This window comes from Alcaligenes sp. LTN-3, assembly GCF_059735605.1.
This window is the reverse complement of sequence record NZ_JCAPDN010000003.1, coordinates 129,945-151,933: the sequence shown is the minus strand read 5'-3', so window position 1 is coordinate 151,933 and position 21,989 is coordinate 129,945. Positions and strand designations below refer to the sequence as shown.

The 21,989-nt window shown below is 57.3% G+C and carries 16 protein-coding genes; 7 read left to right on the top strand and 9 right to left on the bottom strand.

Going from position 1 to position 21,989, the window contains the following annotated elements; all coding sequences use genetic code 11:
• Positions 1-84 precede the first annotated feature (84 nt).
• The 4 genes from AC6I6N_RS13630 to AC6I6N_RS13615 all read right to left on the bottom strand — a co-directional run bounded on the left by AC6I6N_RS13630 (position 85) and on the right by AC6I6N_RS13615 (position 4,098).
• Positions 85-1,110 (bottom strand): DctP family TRAP transporter solute-binding subunit, encoded by a 1,026-nt coding sequence (locus AC6I6N_RS13630; protein WP_094195222.1) that lies wholly within the window; start codon positions 1,108-1,110, stop codon positions 85-87.
• A 45-nt stretch (positions 1,111-1,155) separates the two neighbouring features.
• On the bottom strand, positions 1,156-2,457 hold the full coding sequence (locus tag AC6I6N_RS13625) for a TRAP transporter large permease (RefSeq protein WP_497943572.1): 1,302 nt from the start codon (positions 2,455-2,457) through the stop codon (positions 1,156-1,158).
• Positions 2,454-2,975 carry a TRAP transporter small permease gene (locus AC6I6N_RS13620; protein WP_230019508.1) on the bottom strand — a complete coding sequence of 174 codons (522 nt, stop codon included), beginning with the start codon at positions 2,973-2,975 and terminating at the stop codon, positions 2,454-2,456. The genes AC6I6N_RS13625 and AC6I6N_RS13620 overlap by 4 nt, the downstream gene beginning before the upstream one ends.
• 331 nt (positions 2,976-3,306) lie before the next feature.
• Positions 3,307-4,098 carry an SET domain-containing protein gene (locus AC6I6N_RS13615; RefSeq protein ID WP_497943571.1) on the bottom strand — a complete coding sequence of 264 codons (792 nt, stop codon included), beginning with the start codon at positions 4,096-4,098 and terminating at the stop codon, positions 3,307-3,309.
• 56 nt (positions 4,099-4,154) lie between these two features.
• Between AC6I6N_RS13615 and ilvB the strand changes: the two genes are divergently transcribed.
• From ilvB to AC6I6N_RS13585, 6 genes are all read left to right on the top strand, one after another.
• Positions 4,155-5,924 (top strand): biosynthetic-type acetolactate synthase large subunit, encoded by a 1,770-nt coding sequence (ilvB, locus tag AC6I6N_RS13610; protein ID WP_108727057.1) that lies wholly within the window; start codon positions 4,155-4,157, stop codon positions 5,922-5,924.
• A gap of 110 nt (positions 5,925-6,034) precedes the next feature.
• Positions 6,035-7,000 carry a TRAP transporter substrate-binding protein gene (locus tag AC6I6N_RS13605; RefSeq protein WP_162988219.1) on the top strand — a complete coding sequence of 322 codons (966 nt, stop codon included), beginning with the start codon at positions 6,035-6,037 and terminating at the stop codon, positions 6,998-7,000.
• A 12-nt stretch (positions 7,001-7,012) separates the two neighbouring features.
• On the top strand, positions 7,013-7,510 hold the full coding sequence (locus AC6I6N_RS13600; protein ID WP_094195228.1) for a TRAP transporter small permease: 498 nt from the start codon (positions 7,013-7,015) through the stop codon (positions 7,508-7,510).
• A gap of 70 nt (positions 7,511-7,580) precedes the next feature.
• The gene (locus AC6I6N_RS13595) at positions 7,581-8,858 is read left to right on the top strand and encodes a TRAP transporter large permease (protein WP_094195229.1); all 1,278 of its coding nucleotides are present in this window, start codon (positions 7,581-7,583) and stop codon (positions 8,856-8,858) included.
• A 29-nt stretch (positions 8,859-8,887) separates the two neighbouring features.
• Complete coding sequence (locus AC6I6N_RS13590) at positions 8,888-9,322, top strand: CopD family copper resistance protein (RefSeq protein WP_460196655.1); 435 nt, start codon at positions 8,888-8,890, stop codon at positions 9,320-9,322.
• Between the two features lie 237 nt (positions 9,323-9,559).
• The gene (locus tag AC6I6N_RS13585) at positions 9,560-10,732 is read left to right on the top strand and encodes a Fic family protein (RefSeq protein WP_094195231.1); all 1,173 of its coding nucleotides are present in this window, start codon (positions 9,560-9,562) and stop codon (positions 10,730-10,732) included.
• Positions 10,733-10,822: 90 nt separating this feature from the next.
• On the opposite strand, the gene AC6I6N_RS13580 is transcribed toward AC6I6N_RS13585, so the two are convergent.
• Positions 10,823-13,429: a DNA topoisomerase III gene (locus AC6I6N_RS13580; RefSeq protein ID WP_108727062.1), complete on the bottom strand. Its 2,607-nt coding sequence runs from the start codon at positions 13,427-13,429 to the stop codon at positions 10,823-10,825.
• A gap of 113 nt (positions 13,430-13,542) precedes the next feature.
• On the opposite strand from AC6I6N_RS13580, the gene AC6I6N_RS13575 reads away from it, so the two are divergent.
• Complete coding sequence (locus AC6I6N_RS13575) at positions 13,543-16,158, top strand: GDYXXLXY domain-containing protein (protein WP_497943570.1); 2,616 nt, start codon at positions 13,543-13,545, stop codon at positions 16,156-16,158.
• 247 nt (positions 16,159-16,405) lie between these two features.
• Here AC6I6N_RS13575 and AC6I6N_RS13570 read toward each other — a convergent pair whose 3' ends face one another.
• The 4 genes from AC6I6N_RS13570 to AC6I6N_RS13555 all read right to left on the bottom strand — a co-directional run bounded on the left by AC6I6N_RS13570 (position 16,406) and on the right by AC6I6N_RS13555 (position 21,920).
• Positions 16,406-16,864, bottom strand: coding sequence for a Smg family protein (locus AC6I6N_RS13570; RefSeq protein ID WP_042484796.1), 459 nt, complete (start codon positions 16,862-16,864; stop codon positions 16,406-16,408).
• 417 nt (positions 16,865-17,281) lie between these two features.
• Positions 17,282-18,175 carry a tRNA glutamyl-Q(34) synthetase GluQRS gene (gene gluQRS / locus AC6I6N_RS13565; RefSeq protein WP_497943569.1) on the bottom strand — a complete coding sequence of 298 codons (894 nt, stop codon included), beginning with the start codon at positions 18,173-18,175 and terminating at the stop codon, positions 17,282-17,284.
• A 110-nt stretch (positions 18,176-18,285) separates the two neighbouring features.
• Complete coding sequence (locus tag AC6I6N_RS13560) at positions 18,286-20,298, bottom strand: acetyl/propionyl/methylcrotonyl-CoA carboxylase subunit alpha (RefSeq protein WP_497943568.1); 2,013 nt, start codon at positions 20,296-20,298, stop codon at positions 18,286-18,288.
• Between the two features lie 14 nt (positions 20,299-20,312).
• On the bottom strand, positions 20,313-21,920 hold the full coding sequence (locus tag AC6I6N_RS13555; RefSeq protein WP_094195235.1) for a carboxyl transferase domain-containing protein: 1,608 nt from the start codon (positions 21,918-21,920) through the stop codon (positions 20,313-20,315).
• Positions 21,921-21,989 lie beyond the last annotated feature (69 nt).

The following is a 21,989-nucleotide window of genomic DNA, read 5'->3' as shown; positions in this document are numbered from 1 at the left end:
GGGTTTTTGGGCTTGTGTGGCAGCCAGACAATAAAAAGCCGGGCCTGAAATAGGCCCGGCTTTTCGTCTTTCAATCCCAGCTAATTAGCGGCTGGCAGCAATGGCGTCACGCGCTTTCTTTACCAGATCTTCACCAATGGTTTTGGTCCATTTTTCGACCACACCTTCGGTTGCCTTGGCAAAGGCGGCATGCTGCTCAGGAGTCAGGGTGGTGATTTTTACACCGTGGCTTTCGATCTCTTTGAGCAGGGACGGATCTTCAGCCGTGATGCCGGTGCGCGCAATGACGATCTCACGTTTGCCAGCTTCCATAGCGGCTTCACGCACGATCTTCTGATCCTCTTCGCTCCAGGATTTCCACACATCGCGGTTCACCACAAACACCAGTGGATCCGACACGTAGTTCCACAGGGTCAGGTATTGCTGCTGCACGTCGTACAGCTTGGCACCGGCGTAGATGGACAGGGGGTTTTCCTGGCCGTCCACGGCCTTATTGGCCAGTGCTGGCTGTGCGTCAGCCCAGCTCATTTGTGTGGGGTTGGCGCCCAGGGCACTGAAGGTGTCCATGTACAAGGGCGAACCCACCACGCGTAGTTTCAAACCTTTCATATCCTCAGGCTTGGTCACTTCGTGCTTGGAGTTGCTGAGCTGACGGAAACCGTTTTCACCCCAGGCTAGAGGCACCACACCGGCTTTCTCGATGTAGCCAAACAGATCCTTGCCCACTTCACCGTGGATCAAGGCGTCGGTGGCTTTGGCATCGGGCTGAAGGAATGGCAGGGAGAACAGGTTCAGTTGTTTGATCTGGGGGGACCAGTTGATGGTGGAACCCACGGCCATATCAATGATGCCTTGGCGAATGGCGGTGAACTCGCGTGTCTGGTCGCCTTGCACCAGCGAGGTACCCGGGTAGATTTTGATATTGATGCGGCCATCGGTGCGTTCGCGCACCAGGTCGGACCAGATCACCGCACCTTGGCCCCAAGGGAAGGAGGTGCCCACCACGATGGACAACTTGTATTCGGATTTGTAGGCGGCTTGCGCTGCCGGAACCACGGCCAGGGTGGCGGCTGTACATGCCAGAGCGGCCAGAATGTGACGGAATTTCATGGGTCAGGTCTCCCTTTCTATGAGTTGTGTTGCAGTCTTGTGGTTTTAGTTAAAACCCAGGTAGCGTGGCAGCCACAGGGCGATTTCGGGCTCTATGATCACTAGCATCATGGTGGTGCCCATACCCAGCAGCAACCAGCCTACCCAGCGCAGGGTGCTTTCCATGGGTACGCCTGCGATACGGCAGGCCACCATCAGGTTCACGGCGACGGGTGGGGTGAATTGGCCCAGGGCGACATTCAACGTCAGCAGAACCCCAAACCAGACGGGGTGCCAGCCAAAGTTGTAGGCAATCGGCATGAACAGCGGCACAAAGATCAGGAAGATCGAAATGCCATCCAGGAACATGCCCAGCACAATCAGCATGACAATCATCAATGCCAGAATGCCGTACTCGCCCAGACCGGAATGGATGATGGCATTGGTGACGGGGTCAATAATGCTCAGGGTGGATAAGGCCCAGGCAAAAATACCGGCCAATGCCACGACCATCATGATGACGGCTGATAATTCGGCGGCTTCTCGCAGGATCAAAAACAGATCGCGGAACTGGATGCTGCGATGGATGACCATACCCACAAACAAGCCGTAGAACACGGCCACCACAGCCGCTTCAGTGGGGGTGAACAGACCCAGGCGCATACCGCCCAGAATAATGACCGGCGCAATCAGGCCCCAGGCGGCTTCTCGCAAACTACGCCAGAATGGCGGGCGCGGCAGTTCGGCTTCGGCCAATCCCAGCTTGTGACGACGTGACAGCCAGATGGCTGGAATGATCAGGCCTATCCCTGCCAGCATGCCTGGAAACATACCGGCAGCAAACAGGGCCGGTACCGAGGCTTCCGGCACCAGCACCGAGTAGATAATGAACGCAATAGACGGTGGAATCAGAATGTCAGTGGCAGCACCCGCGCCCACAATACTGGCGGCAAAGGGGCCTGGATAGCCCGCGCGTTTCATCGCGCCGATCATGACTGCACCTACGGCGGCGGCGCAGGCGGGGCCGGAACCGGAAATACCGCCCAGGAACATGGCCACACCAATGGCGACGACGGGCAGCATGCCGGGACCACGGCCAACCAGCGCCACGGCAAAGTTCACCAGACGGCTGGCAACGCCCGAGCGGTCAAAAATGGAGCCCACCAGCACAAACATGGGGATGGCCAGCAAGGGGTATTTGGCCAGGCCGGCGTAAAAACTTTGCGGCACCGCCATCAGGCCAAACCAGTGCGTGTCCAGGTTCGACATCAGGATGGCAAACGTACCGCCTATGCCTAGCGATACGCCAACGGGTACGCCTACCAGCATCAAACCGATAAAGATGATGAACAGCAAGCTTGCAATCATGGTTTGGCCTGCCAACGACGGATCCACATGCCCAGTAAACGCAGACTCAGGGTTGTGGACAGGATGGGCAGCCACATGCTGTACCACCAGGTGGGCACGCCAATGGAGGGAGAGGTATCGCCCCACTGGAATTCATCTAAGGCCATGCGGCCCGACAGAATGGCCATGCCAATAAAGAACAACAGGCTCATGCCAATGCTCAACAAGGCCAGGCGACGTTGCCGATGCTGTGTACCTGCATCGGCAAAGACTTCAATGCGAATATGCAAGTGGCGCACACAGGCACTGGCACCTGCATTCATGGTCAGGACCACCAGCAAGAAGATGGAGATTTCCTCGGTCCAGGCAAAGGAGCTATTGGTCAGATAGCGGACAAACACGTTGGCGAACGTAATTAAGGCCAAGGCCGCCATAATCAGGACCGATGCCCAGTCCTCTATTTGCAAAGGAATACGCAGGCCTGATTGGGTCGGCGTGGCAGCGTGATGGGAGGGTGTATCTGTAGAACTTGAATCCATGAGATCGGTCGGATTGGGCAATAAAGCTACATGCTAGCGGTCAAAGACGGGGCTGGCAGTGAGTAATTTCCCCCGGTGCACGAGCACTGACGGGCCATTGCTGGCCCTGAGGGGAGACGATAGGAATCGAGGGCGAGGGCACACGCGGTACGGGGTTGGTGCTTCGCCTAGCTGAGGAGGTGTAAAACCTGGCCCGGCACGACAGATGGGCCTGTGTGTGGCGCTCTGAGAGAGCCCGGCAGGGGTGTGGCCGGGCCTGCTGTGCGGGGCGATTAGCAAGGGTGCAGGCTGCCGGTGAGGCAGCCTGGGCTAATGCAAGCTGGAGGACAGCTTACTCTTTTTTACGGTCCTTTTTTCCCTTTTTGCCTTCTTTGTCCTTTTTGGACGATTTTTTGTCTTTATTTTTATTCTTGTGTTTGGCTTTGTCTTTCTTCTTCTTTTTGCTCTTTTTGTCTTTTTTATCTTTGTGCCCTGAAGACTCTGTATCGTCGTCTTTATCCTGATCGGGCTCGTCCTTTTCCACTCCCTGTTTAGGGGCGGCGGCTTGCAGATCAGCCGTTTTTTGCTTGACCGAGACAGGGGCTTTGCGGGCTTGCTCCATTTCTGCATCCAACTCGGCGGCCACGTCACGCAGCTCGTCTGCCACAGCCTGGGAGCGATCCGATTGCAGGGCAATCATGGTGCCACGGCATTGGGCCGCGCCACACAGACAGCGATAGTTCTGCTTGAGCTCTTCGGTAATTTCATCGTCGATGACCAGCGAGTAGTCATACAGAAGCTCTTGCCCGGCAGGGATATCGCGCATGGCCACAATGAACACGCGTGAGCCGTCTGCGTTCTCGTGACCTTCACAGTTGGGTGCGCAAGAGTGGTTGATCCAGCGCGAGTCGTTGCCCCTTTGGCCACCGTCCACAATTTTGCCGTTGCTCAATGCAAAGAAAAAAGTGTGAAAGGGCTCGTCGGGATTGACCGGGAACAGAGCATCGGCCTGTTCGGGTGTCAGCCGCTTGCCCGCGTATTGCAGAATGCGCGTTCCGGCAGGAATATCGCGCAGCGCAAAAACGCCATTGCCATGCAGTTTGGACGGTTTGACGACATGCCAGGGTTGGCGTTGAGTGACCATGGGGAATCAGCCTGTAAAAGGGGATAAACTGGACGGCGATCTCTATCTTACAAAACATGCAGGGCTACGCAACCATGTCACTTGAAACGACCGCCCATAACGGCGCGCAAATCTTGCTCGAAACCTTGATCGCTCAGGGTGTGGATACCATTTTTGGTTATCCTGGCGGAGCGGTGTTACCGCTCTATGATGCGCTTCATGCTCAACCGCGAATTCGTCATATTCTGGTCCGTCACGAGCAAGCTGCCGTACACGCGGCCGAAGGCTACGCCCGTAGCACCGGTAAACCTGGCGTGGTGCTGGTGACATCAGGACCCGGTATGGCCAATACCACCTCCGGTTTGCTCGATGCCTTGTGTGATTCTATTCCTGTCCTGTGCATTAGTGGTCAAGTAGCGACCACCGCAATTGGGACTGCTGCGTTCCAGGAGTGCGATGCCATTGGCATTTCCCGCCCTGTGACCAAGTGGAATGCCCAGGTGCGTCGTATTGAAGATGTCGCCTCCCTGACAGCCAAAGCCTTGCGCCTGTGTACCCAGGGTCGCCCCGGCCCGGTGTTGCTGGACTTTCCCAAAGATATTCAGATCGCCACCTTGCCGGCTGCCAGCAGCGAATCACCCGTTCAGGAAGAGGCCGACAGCCTGTTGGCACCTGCCGCTCCGGCCCCTGCTCAGGAAGCGGCGATTAAACGCGCGGCTGCCATGATCGCCCACGCTCGTCGCCCCGTCTTTTACGGCGGTGGTGGCTTGATCAACTCCGGGGCTGATGCCAGCCATGCCTTCACCAGCCTGGTTCAGGAAACTGGCGCACCTTGCACGCTGACCTTGATGGGTTTGGGCGCTTATCCTGCGCGTGACGAACAGTTTGTCGGCATGCTGGGCATGCACGGCACCTTGGAAGCGAATCTGGCCATGCACCATGCCGATCTGATCATCTGTGTGGGTGCGCGTTTCGATGATCGCATTACCGGCCGCCTGTCTGACTTCTGCCCCCATGCCAGCAAGATTCATATTGATATTGACCCCGGTTCCATCGACAAGGTCGTGCGTGCCGATGTGGCCTTGGTGGGCGATTGTTATCCCCTGCTACGCGCCTTGCGCAAAGAGCTGTCGCATCACGAATTGCCCGAAGGCCGCTTGAACGACTGGTGGCAGCGTATTGGCGTGTGGCGTGCGCAAGAGTGCTTGAACGTCACCCCGCGCAGCGATGCGATCTTGCCGCAGCATTTGCTGCAACGGTTGGACGCGCATTTGGAAGGCCGCGATGCCATCGTGTCTACCGATGTGGGCCAGCATCAGATGTGGGCGGCACAATACATCAAGTTTGATCGCCCCCGCCGTTGGCTGACCTCCGGTGGTGCGGGCACCATGGGGTATGGCGTGCCCGCCGCGTTTGGCGCGCAGATTGCACATCCCGACAAGCTGGTGGTGTGTGTCAGTGGTGACGCGTCGGTGCTGATGAATATTCAGGAACTGGCCAGCGCCGTGCAGCATCGCACGCCGATCAAGGTGATTTTGTGCAATAACCGCCACATGGGCATGGTGCGCCAGTGGCAAGAGCTGATCCATGATGGCCGTTACAGCCACAGTTATAACGAAGCCATGCCGGATTTTGTGGCGCTGTCACGCGCTTTTGGTTGGGAAGCTGAGCGCGTGGAGCATCCCGATCAGTTGGATGCCGCGCTGGAGCGCTGTCTGGCTCATGACGGCCCCTTCTTCCTGAACGTGGAAGTGCTGGCGCTGGAAAACTGTTTTCCCATGATGCCAGCGGGCTATGGCCACCAACAGGTCATGTTGTCCGAAGATAACTGGTATGTAGAAGAATAAGGTGTCTGGCGGGGGCACAGGCGTAAAAACCCCTATGTCCCAGCCCGGGCACTACGCATTAAATACACTGATCCATTCAGACAGGAGGGGCATGCATGATGTACCGACACATGAAGAACCGTCTTTTGGCCGCAGGTTTGATGCTGGGCTTGGGCCTGGCGGCGGGGGCGGCTACGGCTCAGACTTCCTTGAAGTTGGCCTACGCTTTGTCCACCAGTTCCCACTACGGTGCGGGCGCCAAAGCCTTTGCCAGTGCGCTGGAAAAGGATGGCAATTACACCATCGAGGCCTTTCCCAACAGCGCCCTGGGCGGCGAACGCGAAGTCATTGAAGGCCTGCAACTGGGCACAATTGATCTGGCCATTGTCTCGACCGGCGCAACCTTGAACTTTGTGCCCAAGACCGGCGTATTCGATATTCCTTTCCTGTTTCGCGATCTGCAACATGCCCGCCATGTGCTCGATGGCAAGATCGGTCAGGACATGCTGGCTGAATTTCCCAAACGCGGGATTGTGGCCTTGGCCTGGGGTGAGCAAGGCTTCCGTCACCTGACCAATAATGTGCGTCCTGTGACGACCCCGGCCGATGCCAAGGGTTTGAAGATACGCACGACAGAAAACCCTATTCACATTGCCGCTTTCCGCGAGATTGGCATTCTGGCCACGCCCATGGCCTGGCCAGAAGTGGCGACTGCCCTGCAACAAGGCACCATCGACGGCCAGGAAAACCCCTTGTCCGTGATTGTGTCGGCCAAGCTGCCGCAGTTGCAAAAGTATCTGTCGCTGACTGCTCACGTGTACGGCCCGGCCCTGGTGCTGATGTCCCCGGCGGTGTATGACGGCCTGTCCGATCAGGACAAGCAGTTGATGAAAGATGCCGGTGTGACAGCCGCCCAGGCCATGCGTGATTACGTGGACGACATCGAGAAAACCGGCGTGGATGCCGTCAAGGCTGAAGGCATGCAGGTCAATACCGTTGACCATGCGGCGTTTGCCAAAGCGGTCGAGCCTGTCTACCCCCAGTACTACAAACAGTTCGGCCAGGAACTGGTCGAGGCCATTCGTCAGGCTCAGTAAACGGCGCTCATCATGAAAGTGCTGCTGTCCGTTCTGGATAAGGGCCTGTTCCGTCTGGTGTCCTGGGTGACGCAGTTGCTGCTGCTCTCGGCAGTGGCGGCTGCGTTCTATCAAGTGATTGCCCGTTTCGTACTCCAGTCGCCCGCCGACTGGAGCGAAGCCTGGTCGCGTGCCGCCCTGATCTGGACGGTCATGCTGGGGCTGTGTCTGGCCTTGCGTCAAGGCGCCATGCTGAGCGTGGATGTGCTGCGGCTCTGGGTCGGGAAGCGAACTCAGCATTGGCTGGATGTGGCCGTGCTGTTTACTTGCCTGGCTTTTTTCGGCCTGCTGACCTGGGTCGGCATTCAAATGACCTGGCGGGTGCGGTTCCAGACCATGCCCAGTCTGGAGTGGTCCATTTCCTGGGTGTATATCGCGATCCCGATTGGGGCCGTGCTGGCCATTTTGGGCCTGCTGGCCCGTTGGCTTGAAAGACCGGCACCTGCTGTGGTGGATCACACGCAGCTTTGACCCCTTGTCTTTAAAGCACCACCGAACGTTGGATGCCAGGCAGGCATCTGTTTAGACCGGAGACCGTATCGTGCCCCAGATCATGCTTGTGTCCATGCTGCTGTTTTTTGTATTGACGGTGCCCGTGGCCATTGCCGTGGGGCTGGCCAATATGGCGGGGGTGGCGTGGGAGGGGCGCATGACGTTTCTGGTGATCGCCCAGCAGTTGTATGCGGCCCTGGACAAGTATCCCCTGGTGGCGGTGCCTTTCTTCATCCTGGCGGGCAATTTGATGGAATCGAGCGGCATGTCCAGCCGTATGGTCGAGTTTGCCAAAAGCCTGGTCGGTGGTGTGCAAGGTGGCTTGGCCTGCAGTTGTGTGCTGACCTGCATGATTTTTGCCGCTGTGGCCGGCTCCAGTGTGGCAACCACCTTTGCGGTGGGGGCGATTTTGATTCCTGCTATGGTCCGGCACGGCTATCCGGCGCCGTTTGCGGCGTCCTTGCAGGCATCTGCTGCGGAGCTGGGGGTGATTATTCCCCCTTCCATTCCCATGATTCTGTTTGCCGTCTCAACGGATACTTCGGTGGGCGAGCTGTTTGTCGCGGGGATTGGTCCAGGCTTGTTGATCGGTGGTGCCTTGATGCTTTACGTGTGGCTGTATGCGCGCCGTCATGGACTGGGCCTGCAAGATGGTGTGGGTCGTTTGGGCGTCTGGACGGCCTTTCGTCAGGCGTGGCTGGCCTTGTTGATGCCGGTGATCATTCTTGGTGGGATCTATGGGGGTATTTTCACGCCGACCGAGGCCTCGGCCGTGTCGGTCGTTTATGCCTTGATCGTCAGCATGGTGATCTATCGCAGCGTGAAGTGGAGCGATTTGTCCAAGGTGCTGCATCGTTCCGTGGTATCCACGGCGGTCATTATGTTCATTATTGCCAATGCTGGTGTATTCGGTTTCTTGCTCAATCGCACCGGCATTCCAGCCGCCTTGGGCACATGGTTGGGGGAGTTGTTTAGCAGCCCTGTGCTGTTTTTGATGGGGATAAATGCCGCCTTGTTCGTGGTGGGCATGTTTGTCGAGACCTCGGCCTCAATCGTGGTTCTGGCCCCTCTCTTGTTGCCGGTGGCCGTGCAGTTTGGCATTGATCCGGCGCATTTTGGCATCATCATGGTGGTCAATTTGGCATTGGGAATGATAACGCCCCCCTTTGGCGTGAATTTGTTTGCCGCCTGCTCAGTGGCCGGAATTTCCTTGGAAAAACTGGTGCGCCCCCTGCTGCCCTTCGTGGCGGCTATTTTGGCCTGCTTGATGCTGATCAGCTATGTGCCAGAAGTCAGTTTGTGGGCGCGAGACCTGGTGTACCGTTGATGAATTGTCTGCTTTTCTGAGCACTGTTCATGAGCTATTTCCTGCTGTTGTTGGTCCATCTTTTGGCTGCGATTTTTTTCATCGGCACGGTGTTTTTCGAGGTGCTGATGTTGTCGCCTCTGGCGCGCCATGTCTCCCGGCCATCGATGCGGGAGTTCGAGCATGCCTTGGGGCGACGGGCGCGCCGTATCATGCCTTGGGTCTTGTTATTGCTTTACGGTGCGGGTTTGAGTCTGGCCTGGCAGCATCGGGCCCTGTTTGAGGTGGGTGGGGCCCGTGCCTGGATTTTGGGCTTGAAAATCGCCTTGGCGTTAAGTGTATTTGGACACTTCCTGTCCGTCATGGTGATGAGCCGGCGCAAGACCATGACGGCGCGGCGCTCACGGATTATTCACCTTAGTGTTCTTGCTCACGTATTGTTGATCGTGGTGCTGGCTAAGGCTTTATTTTATTGGCCGCTTTAAGGTTCGGGCTGTTGTCGTCTATGCCAAAACCTGACAACTGTCCGCTTTCTATTGGCGTTTCCATATGCTGCGCTATTGCTATGTTGATATTGATGTACAGCCGTAAATCTGGCCGGTATAAAGACCGGAAAAAAAGGCGGCAAATATACGTATATTAACTAATGTAAAATTCATATAAAATCTATTAATATCAATATATTGAGATGTGATCGCAAGCGGAATTTAAGGCGGCAAAAAATGTATGATTCTCCTCATCAGTTCGACCCTCTTGTTCCGGCGAGCTTACCTCAGGCTTTGATCGAGAAAGCGGCCGATATTGCTCGTGATGCAAGCCGTTTGGCGGGTGTGGCTCACCCGCGCGCGCGTGAAAGTATTCGTGAGCTTGTACGATCCATGAACTCGTACTACTCGAACCGGATTGAGGGACAAAGTACTCATCCGATCCATATTGAGGATGCTTTACACAAGCAGTTTTCAGATAAGCCAGACGTTGCTCGACTACAGCGCGTCGCGTTGGCGCATATCCAGGCGGAAAAAGATCTGGAGGAGTTGCTTGATCAAGGAGTGTCTCCGATGAACTCGGAGTTTCTGCTGATCGCTCATGAGAAGTTGTACTCGCAACTGCCTCAGGAGGACCGGCTTACCGAAGATGGCCGAGTCATTATTCCTGGCAAACTTCGAGAGGAGACGGTGCAGGTTGGCCGACACATTCCTCCGGTCGCCACATCTTTACCCCGTTTTATGAAGCGCATGGACGAGGTCTATGACCAAAGCCATTCTTGGGATCGACGACTTATTCTGGTCGCCTGCTTGCACCACCGTGTCACATGGGTGCACCCCTTTTTGGATGGTAATGGCCGCTCTGCCCGCTTGCAGACGCATTGTGCTCTTTGGCCTTTATCCGAAGGCTTGTGGTCGCCCAGTCGAGGGCTGGCCCGTGCCACGCAAGACTATTACGTTCATTTGAATAATGCAGATTCGGCCCGCCGTGGGGATTTGGACGGTAGAGGCAATTTGAGCACTGCCGGTTTGAATGAATGGATTGAGTTCTTTCTTGGTATTTGCCAAGACCAAGTGAAATTCATGGGACGTATGCTGGATTTGGATGATATGAAGCGACGCATTGAGGCGCTCATCATATTTCGCCACGCTCATGACAAGGAGGTGCGTAAAGAGGCTATCTTGCCTCTCTATCATTTGTTTGCAGCGGGTCCTCTCAAGCGCATGGAGTTTGCGCAGATGACGGGTTTAGGCGAGCGTACAGCACGCTCCTTGATGTCGAAGCTGTTAAAAAGCGGCTTGCTTGTCAGTGATACTGCATCTGGGCCAGTGCGTTGGGGCTTGCCACTTGATAGCTTGCAGTTCTTGTTTCCGGAGTTATATCCGGAAGCCGCAACCAAGCCGGATTAAGTCTCGCTATCTTGTCAGGCGATATGGCGTTGTATAAAAAAATGGCCCCCCAAAAAAGGGAGGCCATTTCTTCCAACTAAGCCGAGCTTTTTACTCTGCCTTGCTGGCCGTCTTTTTAGCAGTCGTTTTCTTGGCTGCCGTCTTCTTGGCCGCTGTTTTCTTCACTGCCGTTTTCTTTGCTGCTGTTTTTTTAGCCGCTGCTTTAGTCGCCGTTTTCTTGGCGGCTGATTTACGACCTGGCTTCTCTGGGCGCGGCTCGAACTCAAAGCCGATCTTGCCGTCTGCCTGACGCACCAGGAAGGCTTTGAACTTGCGGTTGGTGCGCGAGGACACGAAACCATCCAGCAAGTCTGTCTTGCCCTCACCCAGCAACTTGGCCATCTGCTCGCGGGTAATTTCCTGCTGCAAAATCACCTTGCCGCTACGGAAGTCGCAGCTCTTGGATGGGCCAACGGACTTTTCGCACAAGTAACGCAAGCCATGCTCAAAGACGGAGGACTGGCACTTGGGGCAGGGACCGACCGGGGTCTGGCCGCTGAAATCCAGGGTTTCGTCATCATCGTCGTCGTTCTGGCCGAAGTCGAACTCCAGCTTGTACTCGTCGGTGATGCGCAACAGTGCCGCAAAGGGGCGCCCCATTTTGCTGATGAAACCAGGCAGAGGGCCCAGTTCCTTCTTGGCCAGCAGCTCTTCGACTTCCGGCAGTTCAAAGGTGCGACCGCCGGGGTGTTTGCCAATCGAAAAATCGCAAGCCGTGCAGGCATAACGACGGTAATTTTCTTTGACCACACCGCCACATTTAGGGCATGGCGTCTGCAAGGTTGCGTAGTCGCCAGGAACGGTGTCGCGTTCGTACTCTTTCGCACGTTTGACGATCACTTGCGTCATTTGCGCGATTTCACGCATGAACACGTCGCGGTCCAACTGACGTTGCTCGATCTGCTTGAGCTGGTGCTCCCACTCGCCTGTCAGTTCGGGCGAAGTCAGTTCGCTAACGCCCAGACCGGACAACAAAGTCATCAGTTGACGTGCCTTGGCGCTAGGCACCAGTTCGCGGCCTTCACGGCGCAGATAGGCTTCGTTCAGCAGACCTTCAATAATGGCGGCACGAGTGGCTGGTGTACCCAGACCGCGCTCGGACATGGCTTCGCGCAAGGCTTCATCGTCGACGAGCTTGCCCGCGCTTTCCATGGCCGACAGCAAGGTCGCTTCCGTAAAGCGTGCAGGCGGCTTGGTGGCCAGTGCCTTGGTGTTCACATCTTCAGTGCGGACCTTCTCGCCATCGGCAACGGGCACCAGGGACGCGTCTTCGCCTTGAGCATCGCGGCCATAAATAGCCAGCCAGCCCGGTTTGACCAGCACTTTGCCTTCCGTCTTGAAATGGTGTCCCGACACCTGCGTGATACGTGTGGTGACGCGGAACTCCGCGGTCGGAAAGAACACGGCCAGGAAGCGACGGCTGATCAGCTCGTAAATCTTGTGTTCGGCATCGCTCAGCTCCCGGGGTACCTGCAAGGTGGGGATGATGGCAAAGTGATCCGACACCTTTTTGTTGTCGAAGATCCGACGGTTGGGCTTGACCCATTTTTGTTCGACCACTTCCTGCGCAAACGGCTGCACCGAAGCACTGGCAGGCGTGCCGCTGTCAGCCAGCGCACGCATGGTTTCTTGCACCGTGCTTATATAGTCTTCGGGCAAGTAGCGCGAATCAGTACGGGGGTAGGTCAGCGCCTTGTGACGTTCGTACAGCGTCTGGGCCAAGGACAAGGTGGTCTTGGCCGAGAAGCCAAAGCGCGAGTTGGCCTCGCGTTGCAGCGAGGTCAAATCAAACAAGGCGGGCGACATCTGCGTGCTGGGCTTGGATTCCTCGGTGACCACACCGGGCTGCTCGCGGCAGGCAGCCACAATGGTCTGAGCGGCAGCCTGGGACCACAGACGCGAGTCTTTCTTCTCGGGGTCGTGTTCGTCCTTGGTGAATTTGGGGTCAAACCAGCGGCCGGAGTACAGGCCGGCAGCGGCGATAAAGTCCGCGTGTACTTCCCAGTAGTCGCGTGATACGAACTGGCGAATGCGGTTCTCGCGCTCGTTCACGATGGCCAGCGTGGGGGTTTGCACACGGCCCACGGGGGTTTTGAAAAAGCCGCCGTCCTTGCTGTTGAAGGCGGTCATGGCACGAGTGCCATTAATGCCCACCAGCCAGTCAGCCTCGGCACGCGAACGGGCCGCTGCTTCCAGCGGTTTCATGTCCTCATCATCACGCAGGTTTTCAAAGGCTTCACGAATCGCCGATTGTGTCATCGAACGTAACCAAAGCCGTTGCACCGGCTTTTTCGCTCCGGCGTATTGCATAATGTAGCGAAAAATCAGCTCACCCTCGCGCCCTGCGTCACAGGCATTAATGACAGCGGTGACATCTTTTCGTTTGATGAGCTTGACCAGCAGTTTCAAGCGTTCAGTCGATTTTTTGTCTGTTGGGTTGAGCTCAAACTGAGGGGGTATAACAGGTAGATGTGTGAAGCTCCACTTGCCGCGAACCGGATCATTAGGGGCCACCAGGCCCAGCAGATGGCCGATGCTGGAGGCCAGCACATAGCGATCGCTTTCAAAATAATCACCTTCTCGAGTGAAACCGCCCAATGCCCGCGAGATATCTACGGCGACTGAAGGTTTCTCGGCAATGATTAGTGTTTTATCCATATGATTCCAGTGACAGCAACTGCGCTGCAATGCGCGAAATGATACGAGGTGCTTATCCCTCTATGCAAGTTATGAGACCTGACAAGACTAACGTATGGCCAACTGACTGGCGAGTGTTTCTGACAAAACTGGCCTGGGGTTTGGCCGTTTTGCTGCTTGCCAGTGGTCTGGTGACCTGGATTGCGGCCAATTGGGAAAACTGGGGGCATGCCGCCAAATTTGCCCTGGCTCAAGGTGCCGTGCTGATTTCAGCAGGACTGGCCTTGCTGTTTCGCCGACGTTCCGGTGGCTGGGGACATGATCTGGGAGTGCCTGCTGCTTTGACCGGCCTGGCCGCCGTGGCCACGGGCGGTTTGCTGGCCCTGATTGGCCAGACTTATCAGACTGGCGCAGACCCTTGGCAGCTTTTCGCATTGTGGACTGTGCTGATCATACCTTGGGTATTCACCGTGCGCAGTGTCTTTCTGTCCGTGCTGTGGCTGGTACTGATCAATACGGCCTTCTACCTATGGATAGATGTGGCCCGTCTGGACTGGTTTGGGCGCAGCTACACCACGCAGACCTTGCTGGCTCTGGCCGTCAATGCGCTGCTGTTGCTGGCAGCCGAAACCATCTGGCGTGCGCGTCATGACCCGTGGCGCATCGTGCCGCGTGTAGCAGCGATTGCGGTGGGCTTTTTCATCGGTGCCCAGGTCATGGAAGGCAACTTCCTGCTCGGTCTTGCCTTGTTCCTGGCGTTGTACGGTGTTTATCGCTACCGTCGCCCGGATTTGCTGATCATGTCCTTGGCCTCGTTCGGCGCGTATGGTTCCTTGAGCATGCTGATTATCGAGTATGCAGGCGATGCGTTCCTGCTGATCGTGGTGGTGATTGTGGGCCTGGGTCTGGGGCTGCTGCGTTTCTTGCAGCAGCAGGTCGTCCATTGGCGACGGACTCATGGCGGCGAGGCGCTGGCTGTTAAAGATGATGTGGTGTCAGATGTCACCTCGGGGACGGTCTTGGCAACGGATGCAGCAGCGACCAACGCCACGACCAAGACAAATGCTGGAACCGAAGCGGCCGCAACTCAAGCATCAGTAAACGCAGCAATGGCAAGCAGTCCTGCCGCCTCAACAGCACAGATCCTGGCCAACACACAGGTTAGTGTTCACGCTGACGCTCAGGACAGTGACGAGCATCACCCCTGGTATCTGCGCGTGATCAAGCTGTTCCTATACCTGCTGTTACCACTGATTATTCTGCTGTACCTGGCTGTTTCTCTGGACTTGAGTCTGGAAGCGCTGGGTGTACTGGGCGGCATCATGGCTCTGGTGTCCCCCGTGCTGTTTGCCAAGGCCCAGACGGTATCCAGCCGGGATCTGGTCGGCGGCTGGGTTGCGTGCGCGGTGCTCTTGCTTAGCGTGCCGCTTGTGGACATACGTTACCCCTGGCCACATGAAGTCAGCGCCATGATAGCCGTCGTGATCAGCACCTTGCTGTACAGGCTGGCCAAAGGACAGTTCGTATTGCGCATGTTGCTGGTGATCTGGGCACTGGCCGCGATCGAGTTTCTGGTGATCGAGCGCTTGTTTGATCGCTGGGCCATGATGCCTTATTGGGTGCTGGAAATGCCCGCTGCATTCATGTTCTTTGCCGCCTTGTCGTTAGGACATCTTTATTTGTGTGGTGAGCGCAAGCCGCATTTCTGGCTGCCCTTGTTCTGGTCCTTGCTGCTTGCTTCCCAGATTCATCTTGTTTTGGCGGGCACGCTGTTTTATTCCATGCCCTTCTGGGACGAGTCGCGGCCTTACCTGACCGTGGCTGGCTTTTTGCTGGCGATGGCTCCTTTGGCGATACTGGCGTTTTATTGGCGCGGCTGGCGTGACCAGCCTCTGGTCTATGGCATTGCCTTGCTGGGTCTGGCAGCCTTGTGTGCGGTCTGGACACCTTATCCGCCGGTGGCTCTGGCCTTGAGCTGGATTCTGGTGGCTTATGCCTGGCGCTATCTCAGCTTGTTGGCCGTGGCCGTGGCAATGGGCCTGTTCTGCCTTTGGCGTCTGTATTACATCCTGAACATCAGTCTGCTGGACAAGGCCGAACTCTTGCTGGCAACGGGCGTAGGCTGCTTGGTGTTTGCGTATCTGGGTCAGCTAGGTCGCAATAAAGTGGTGGCCGACGCGCCGGTGCAGGCGGCTCCCAAAGGCATTCTTGCCAGCGTTTTGTTGGGGACGGTGCTGGTGCTGGGTGTGGCCAACGTCGCTATCGTGCAAAAAGAACGTATCTTGAGTGATGGTCAGACGGTGTTGCTGGAGCTGGCTCCGGTGGATCCCCGTTCGCTGATGCAGGGCGACTATATGTCCTTGAACTTTGCCCTGTCGCAGAACTTGTCTGCCCTGTCCTGGGGCTTGCCCAAGGATGCGCTTGCCAAGATGGACGCTCAGCAGTGGGTGGTTGTGGCGGTGCAGCTGGATGAGAACAAGGTGGCGCAGCTCAAGGGTGTTTATCTGGAGCAGGACGGCCAGGAGCGCCTGTGGAGCGAAGAAGGCCCTGTGGCTGAACCTTCCGATGTGATGCGCTTGCGCATGCGCCGTCACCGCAGTAACTGGACGCCTGGAACAGATGCCTGGTTCTTTGCGGAAGGCTCGGCAGATCGCTTCGATGCCGCCCGCTACGGCGAGTTTGCCGTGGTCGAGGATGGTCAGAGCCTGTTGCGCGCGATGCTGGACAAGGACAGGAAGGAAATCAAGTGAGCCTGATCTGATCAGTTGCGCTCAATAGCCTATAGCCGGATTGCCCCTATCTAATACAGACAATCCGGCTTTCTTGAGTGTCTGCCGTATCCACAAAGAAGGTTAAACACCGTCCAAGCGACAGCAAGACCCATCAAAAAGGCCCGAATCCGATGAAGTGTCGGAGTCGGGCCTTGGTTTTTTGTGTGGAAGGACCCTCTTTATCGGGGCCGTTTCTTGAACAAAAAATAGGTTCCTGTGTATCAGCTTAGTGGGACTGACGGGTGGAGTCGTCGCTGAGCAGCTCTTCAAAGATCAGATGATCGATTTCGGCTTCGTGGCTCCACAAAACCATCAGGGCGACAATTTTTATTTTGTCCAACGAGACCGGGCTTTCGTCCACTGTCATGGCGCTTTCAATCAGAATTTCGCGCAGGTGGGCGGTAAGAGCGCCGGAATTTTGCAAAAAGGTGATGAAACCCATCGCGTCAGCGCCCAGCACATTCTGTTCGTGCTCAGAAAAAATACGCTGACTGTTGGGACTGAGTTGAGCGGTAGGCTGACACTGTTGCGAGGTCTCGCCCAGTGCATGTAGCCAGCCCAGTGCGTCGTTGATGTCCTCGTCTTCAAAGCCAATAGCGGCCAATTTGTGGGCCAGAACCTCCGCCTTGGGACAGGACTGGGGGTTGTAATACGTCTCGAAAAGATAAACCAGGATATCAAACATGGGTATAAGGTTGCCGTCCTAAGTGATTAAAAAAACTGCGTGAATTCGGTAACCAGTGACCAAACTTTACGCTGATTTGCGGTAGGGGGCAAATGGGGGGTTCAGGGCTTGGGTGGGTTCTGCCGTGAGCGGTGAGGCCGATTTTTACCGGGTTTTGCTCTGGCAGACGCCCTGTGCGGCGGGGCGTCTTTATGATTGAAACATAAATCGATTGTTCGGGCAGAAACTGTCGTTTATTTGAAACCTAATAAGCTGGCACAGAGAGCCGACGGAGGGGCACACTGGTTGGCAACAGGCAACAGGCAACAGGCAACAGGCAACAGGCAACAGGCAACAGGCAACAGGCAACAGGCAGCAGGCAGCAGGCAGCAAGGAATCAGCGCTCAGAATCCAGTGTGCTGCTTGGATACCCGGATTTTAGCTAAGCGATAAGGGGAAGCGCCGTGCCCAGGCGCAGGTGGCCTGGCTCCAGAACTCGTCCAGTGTGTTGGCAACCAGGGGAGCAAAGCCCAGAAAGGCCCAGACTCGTTGCAGCGTTTCCATTGGATGGTCCAGATCAAAGGCTGGGGCATGGTTCTGTTTGGAAAGCTTGCGGCCTTGCTCATCGCAGGCCAGCGGTACGTGCAGGGTACGCGGGAGCGGTAGGCCCAGGATTCTTTGCAATACCCGCTGGCGGGCCGTGGAACTGAGCAAGTCTGCGCCACGCACGACATCGGTGATCTGGCTGTCCGCATCATCAATGACCACCACAAACTGGTATGCCCAGAGTTTGTCGGCGCGTTTAAGAATGTAGTCCCCTACTTCTTTGGCTACGTCCTGCTGTTGCGGCCCGGCCCAGCGATCCGTGAAGTGTTCCACCTCTTCCGGTACGCGTAGCCGCCAGGCTCGTACGGCGCGATCTGCCGGGATGCCGTGGCGGCAGGTGCCTGCATAGGGATATTCATGCGAATCCGGGGCAAGCGGCATGGAGGCGGCCAGAATCTCCTGACGGGTGCAGGTGCAGCCGTAGACCAGATCCCGCTCGCGCAGGCCGTCAAACACGTCCTGATAGCGAGCCAGCCGCTGGCTTTGCCATAGAACTTCGCCATCCCAGTGCATGCCCAGGCCCCGCAGTTGCTGCATGATGATCTGGTCTGCCCCGGCGACCACGCGCGGCGTGTCTATATCTTCAATGCGTAGCAACCAGCGCCCGTTCTGGGCGCGTGCATCCAGGTAGCTGGCCATGGCCGCAACCAGTGAACCCTCGTGCAAGGGACCACTGGGACTAGGCGCAAAGCGACCACAGTAGGGGGTAAGAAGCTGGGCGGTCATGAGTCGTTCTTAACGGCAAGAGCCCCTGGAAGGGGGCTCTTGGTAATGCGACTTTACGCCTATTTTTCTAGCCCGGCAATGCGTTTTGCGCGGGCTGGAAAGAAGAGGTTTTAGCTCTCCATGGTGACCAGCTCTGCGCCTTCGGGCACTTGATCGCCCACCGCAAAGAACAGTTCGGCCACGGTGCCATCGGCAGGTGCCTGAATGGAGTGCTCCATTTTCATGGCTTCCATGACCAGCAGCACATCGCCCTGCTTGACACTGTCACCTGCAGCCACATTCAGGGCAATAATCTTGCCCGGCATGGGAGCGGTCAGGTGGCCACCGTGCGCTTCCTGGCCGCTGGTACTGGCGCTGGCCAGGGTGTCGACCACGGCCAGGGTCCAGTCCGAACCGGCCTGGGCCACTTGCAGATGGTCGCCATCTTGCAGCACCTGGGCACGGTATTCGACCTGATCCAGCCACAGGCGTACGGTCAAGGTCTGGGCTAGACCCGCCGTTGCCTCGGCTTGCCAGCGCAGCGCGTGTTGAGCTTCGCCCAGCGTGATCTGCCACTGGTTTTCACGACGTTGCAGCAGCACGTCGTGGGCTTGTTCACCCAGTTGCAAGGCTACTTTCTGATCGTAGTCCCCACTGAGGCGCCAGCCGTCATGTACGGCCCACGGGTCGGAGTTGGGAGCTTGCCCGCTCAGACCCTGGTGAGTCAGTACGGCGCAGGCGGCAAAGGCCAGCACAGAAGCCGGAACGTCCTGATTGCTGGGGAACAGCGCATCGTGACGGCGTGGGATCAGGCCCGTATCCAGATCGGCCTGGGCAAAGGCGTCATCGCCCAGCAGACGTTGCAGGAAGGTCTTGTTGGTGTGAACACCGGCCACCTGAGTGTCCGCCAGCGTGCGAATCAGGCGACGACGAGCCTGTTCACGATCAGCACCATGAGTGATGACCTTGGCGATCATGGGGTCGTAGAAGGGGCTGATGACGCTGCCTTCACGCACACCGCTGTCGATACGCACCTCACCGGAGGTGAAGGACGCATGGGCGGGGTACTGCAAGCTGCGCAGCGTACCGATGGACGGCAGAAAGTCCTTATCAGGATTCTCTGCGTAAATGCGAACTTCAATGGCGTGGCCATTAATGCTCAGCTCGTCCTGTTTGGCCGGCAAAGGCTGGCCATCGGCCACACGCAGTTGCCATTCCACCAAGTCGTGGCCAGTAATCAGTTCGGTGACGGGGTGCTCCACTTGCAGACGGGTATTCATTTCCATGAAGTAGAAACGTCCATCTTGCTCGGCAATGAATTCCACCGTGCCTGCGCCCACATAGTTCACGGCGCGGGCCGCTGCAATGGCGGCTTCGCCCATGGCCTGGCGACGCTCGGGCGTCATGCCTGGGGCGGGCGCTTCTTCAATCACTTTCTGGTGACGACGCTGTACCGAGCAATCGCGCTCGAACAGGTAGACGTAGTCACCATGCTGGTCACCAAAGATCTGGATTTCGATATGGCGTGGTTTGGTGATGTAGCGTTCGATCAGCACGCGGTCGTCGCTAAAGCTGCTTGCGGCTTCGCGCTGGCACGAGCGCAAGGCTTCCAGGAACGCGCCGGACTCTTCCACAATACGCATGCCCTTGCCGCCGCCACCGGCACTGGCTTTGATCAGCACGGGGTAGCCGATATTGTCGGCTTGCTGGTGCAGGAAGTCGGGGTCCTGGTTGTCGCCGTGGTAACCGGGCACCAAAGGCACACCAGCTTTTTCCATCAGGGATTTGGCGGCGGACTTACTGCCCATGGCCGCAATGGCTTGAGCGGGTGGGCCTACAAAAATAATGCCGGCTTGTTCACAAGCGCGAGCAAAGTGCTCGTTCTCGGACAGAAAACCATAGCCAGGGTGGATCGCGTTCGCGCCAGTGGCACGAGCGGCTTCCAGAATGGCGTCGATCTTCAAGTAACTGTCGCGTGGCTCGGGGCCACCGATGCGCACGGCTTGATCACAAGCACGTACGTGCTGGGCGTCCGCGTCCGCGTCGGAGTAAACCGCAACGGTACGCAGCCCCAGGCTGCGGGCAGTGGCGGCCACCCGGCAGGCAATTTCACCGCGATTGGCTATCAGCAGGGTCTGAAACACAGTGTCTCCTTGTCTTACATGCGGAACACGCCAAAGCGGGTGTCTTCAATAGGGGCGTTCAAGGCGGCGGACAAACCCAGGGCCAAAACGCGCCGGGTGTCCGAAGGCTGGATGATGCCGTCATCCCACAAACGCGCAGTGGCGTAGTAGGGGTGGCCTTCATGTTCGTATTGTTCGCGGATCGGGGCCTTGAAGGCTTCCTCGTCCTCGGCACTCCAGGTCTGGCCACGGGCTTCCAGGCCATCACGGCGCACGGTCGCCAGCACGCTGGCAGCTTGCTCACCACCCATGACCGAGATACGGGCATTGGGCCAGAGAAACAGCAGGCGCGGGCTGAATGCGCGGCCACACATGCCGTAGTTACCGGCACCGAAAGAGCCGCCCAGAATCACGGTGAACTTGGGTACGGCAGCCGTGGATACGGCGGTGACCAGTTTGGCGCCGTGGCGGGCAATCCCTTCGTTTTCGTACTTGCGGCCCACCATGAAGCCGGTGATGTTCTGCAGAAACACCAAAGGCGTCTTGCGCTGGCAGCACAGTTCAATGAAGTGGGCGCCTTTTTGAGCCGCTTCCGAGAACAGAATGCCGTTGTTAGCGATGATGCCCACGGGCATACCGTGGATATGGGCAAAGCCGGTCACCAGCGTGGTGCCAAAGCGGGCTTTGAATTCATCAAAATCCGAGTCATCCACAATGCGGGCGATCACTTCGCGCACATCGTAGGGCTTGCGGGTATCGGCGGGGATGATGCCGTTCAACTCTTGCGGGTCGTAACGTGGCTCGCGTACTTCTTTCAGCGGCCAGGGCAGTTTTTTCTCGCGGTTCAGGCGGCCGACGCAGCGGCGTGCCAATTCCAGCGCATGCAGATCGTTCTCGGCCAGATGGTCGGCCACGCCGGACAGACGGGTGTGCACATCGCCACCGCCCAAGTCTTCGGCGCTGACTTCTTCACCCGTAGCTGCTTTGACCAGGGGTGGGCCACCCAGGAAGATGGTGCCCTGGTCGCGCACGATAATGGACTCATCGCTCATGGCCGGAACATAGGCACCGCCAGCGGTACACGAACCCATCACCACGGCGATCTGTGCAATCCCCTGGGCCGACATATTGGCCTGGTTGTAGAAGATGCGGCCAAAGTGGTCCCGGTCCGGGAAGACGTCTTCCTGGTTGGGCAGGTTGGCCCCGCCCGAGTCCACCAGGTATACGCAAGGCAGATTGTTCTGCTGGGCAATTTCCTGGGCACGCAAATGCTTTTTAACAGTCAGCGGATAGTAGGTACCGCCTTTGACCGTGGCGTCGTTGCAGACCACCACGCATTCAATGCCCGCAATGCGGCCAATGCCCGTGATGATGCCCGCGCCGGGAGACTCGTTGTTATAGACGTCCTGGGCAGCCAGAGGCGAGAGTTCCAGAAAGGGAGTACCGGGATCAAGCAGCCGTTCGACGCGCTCGCGGGGCAGCAGTTTGCCGCGACCCACATGGCGTTGCCGGGAGGATTCAGACCCGCCCAAAGCGGTTTTCTGTAGCTTTTGGCGCAGATCAAGGATCAGGGCCTGCATGATCGAGGCGTTGTCCTGAAAGTCTTGGGAACGCGGATTGATGCGGGATTCAATAACTGACATGGCGTGCCTGGAAAGAGAACAGAGAAAAGCCCATAAAATCAGCCGGGCCGCAGCCCGGCTGATGAGCTT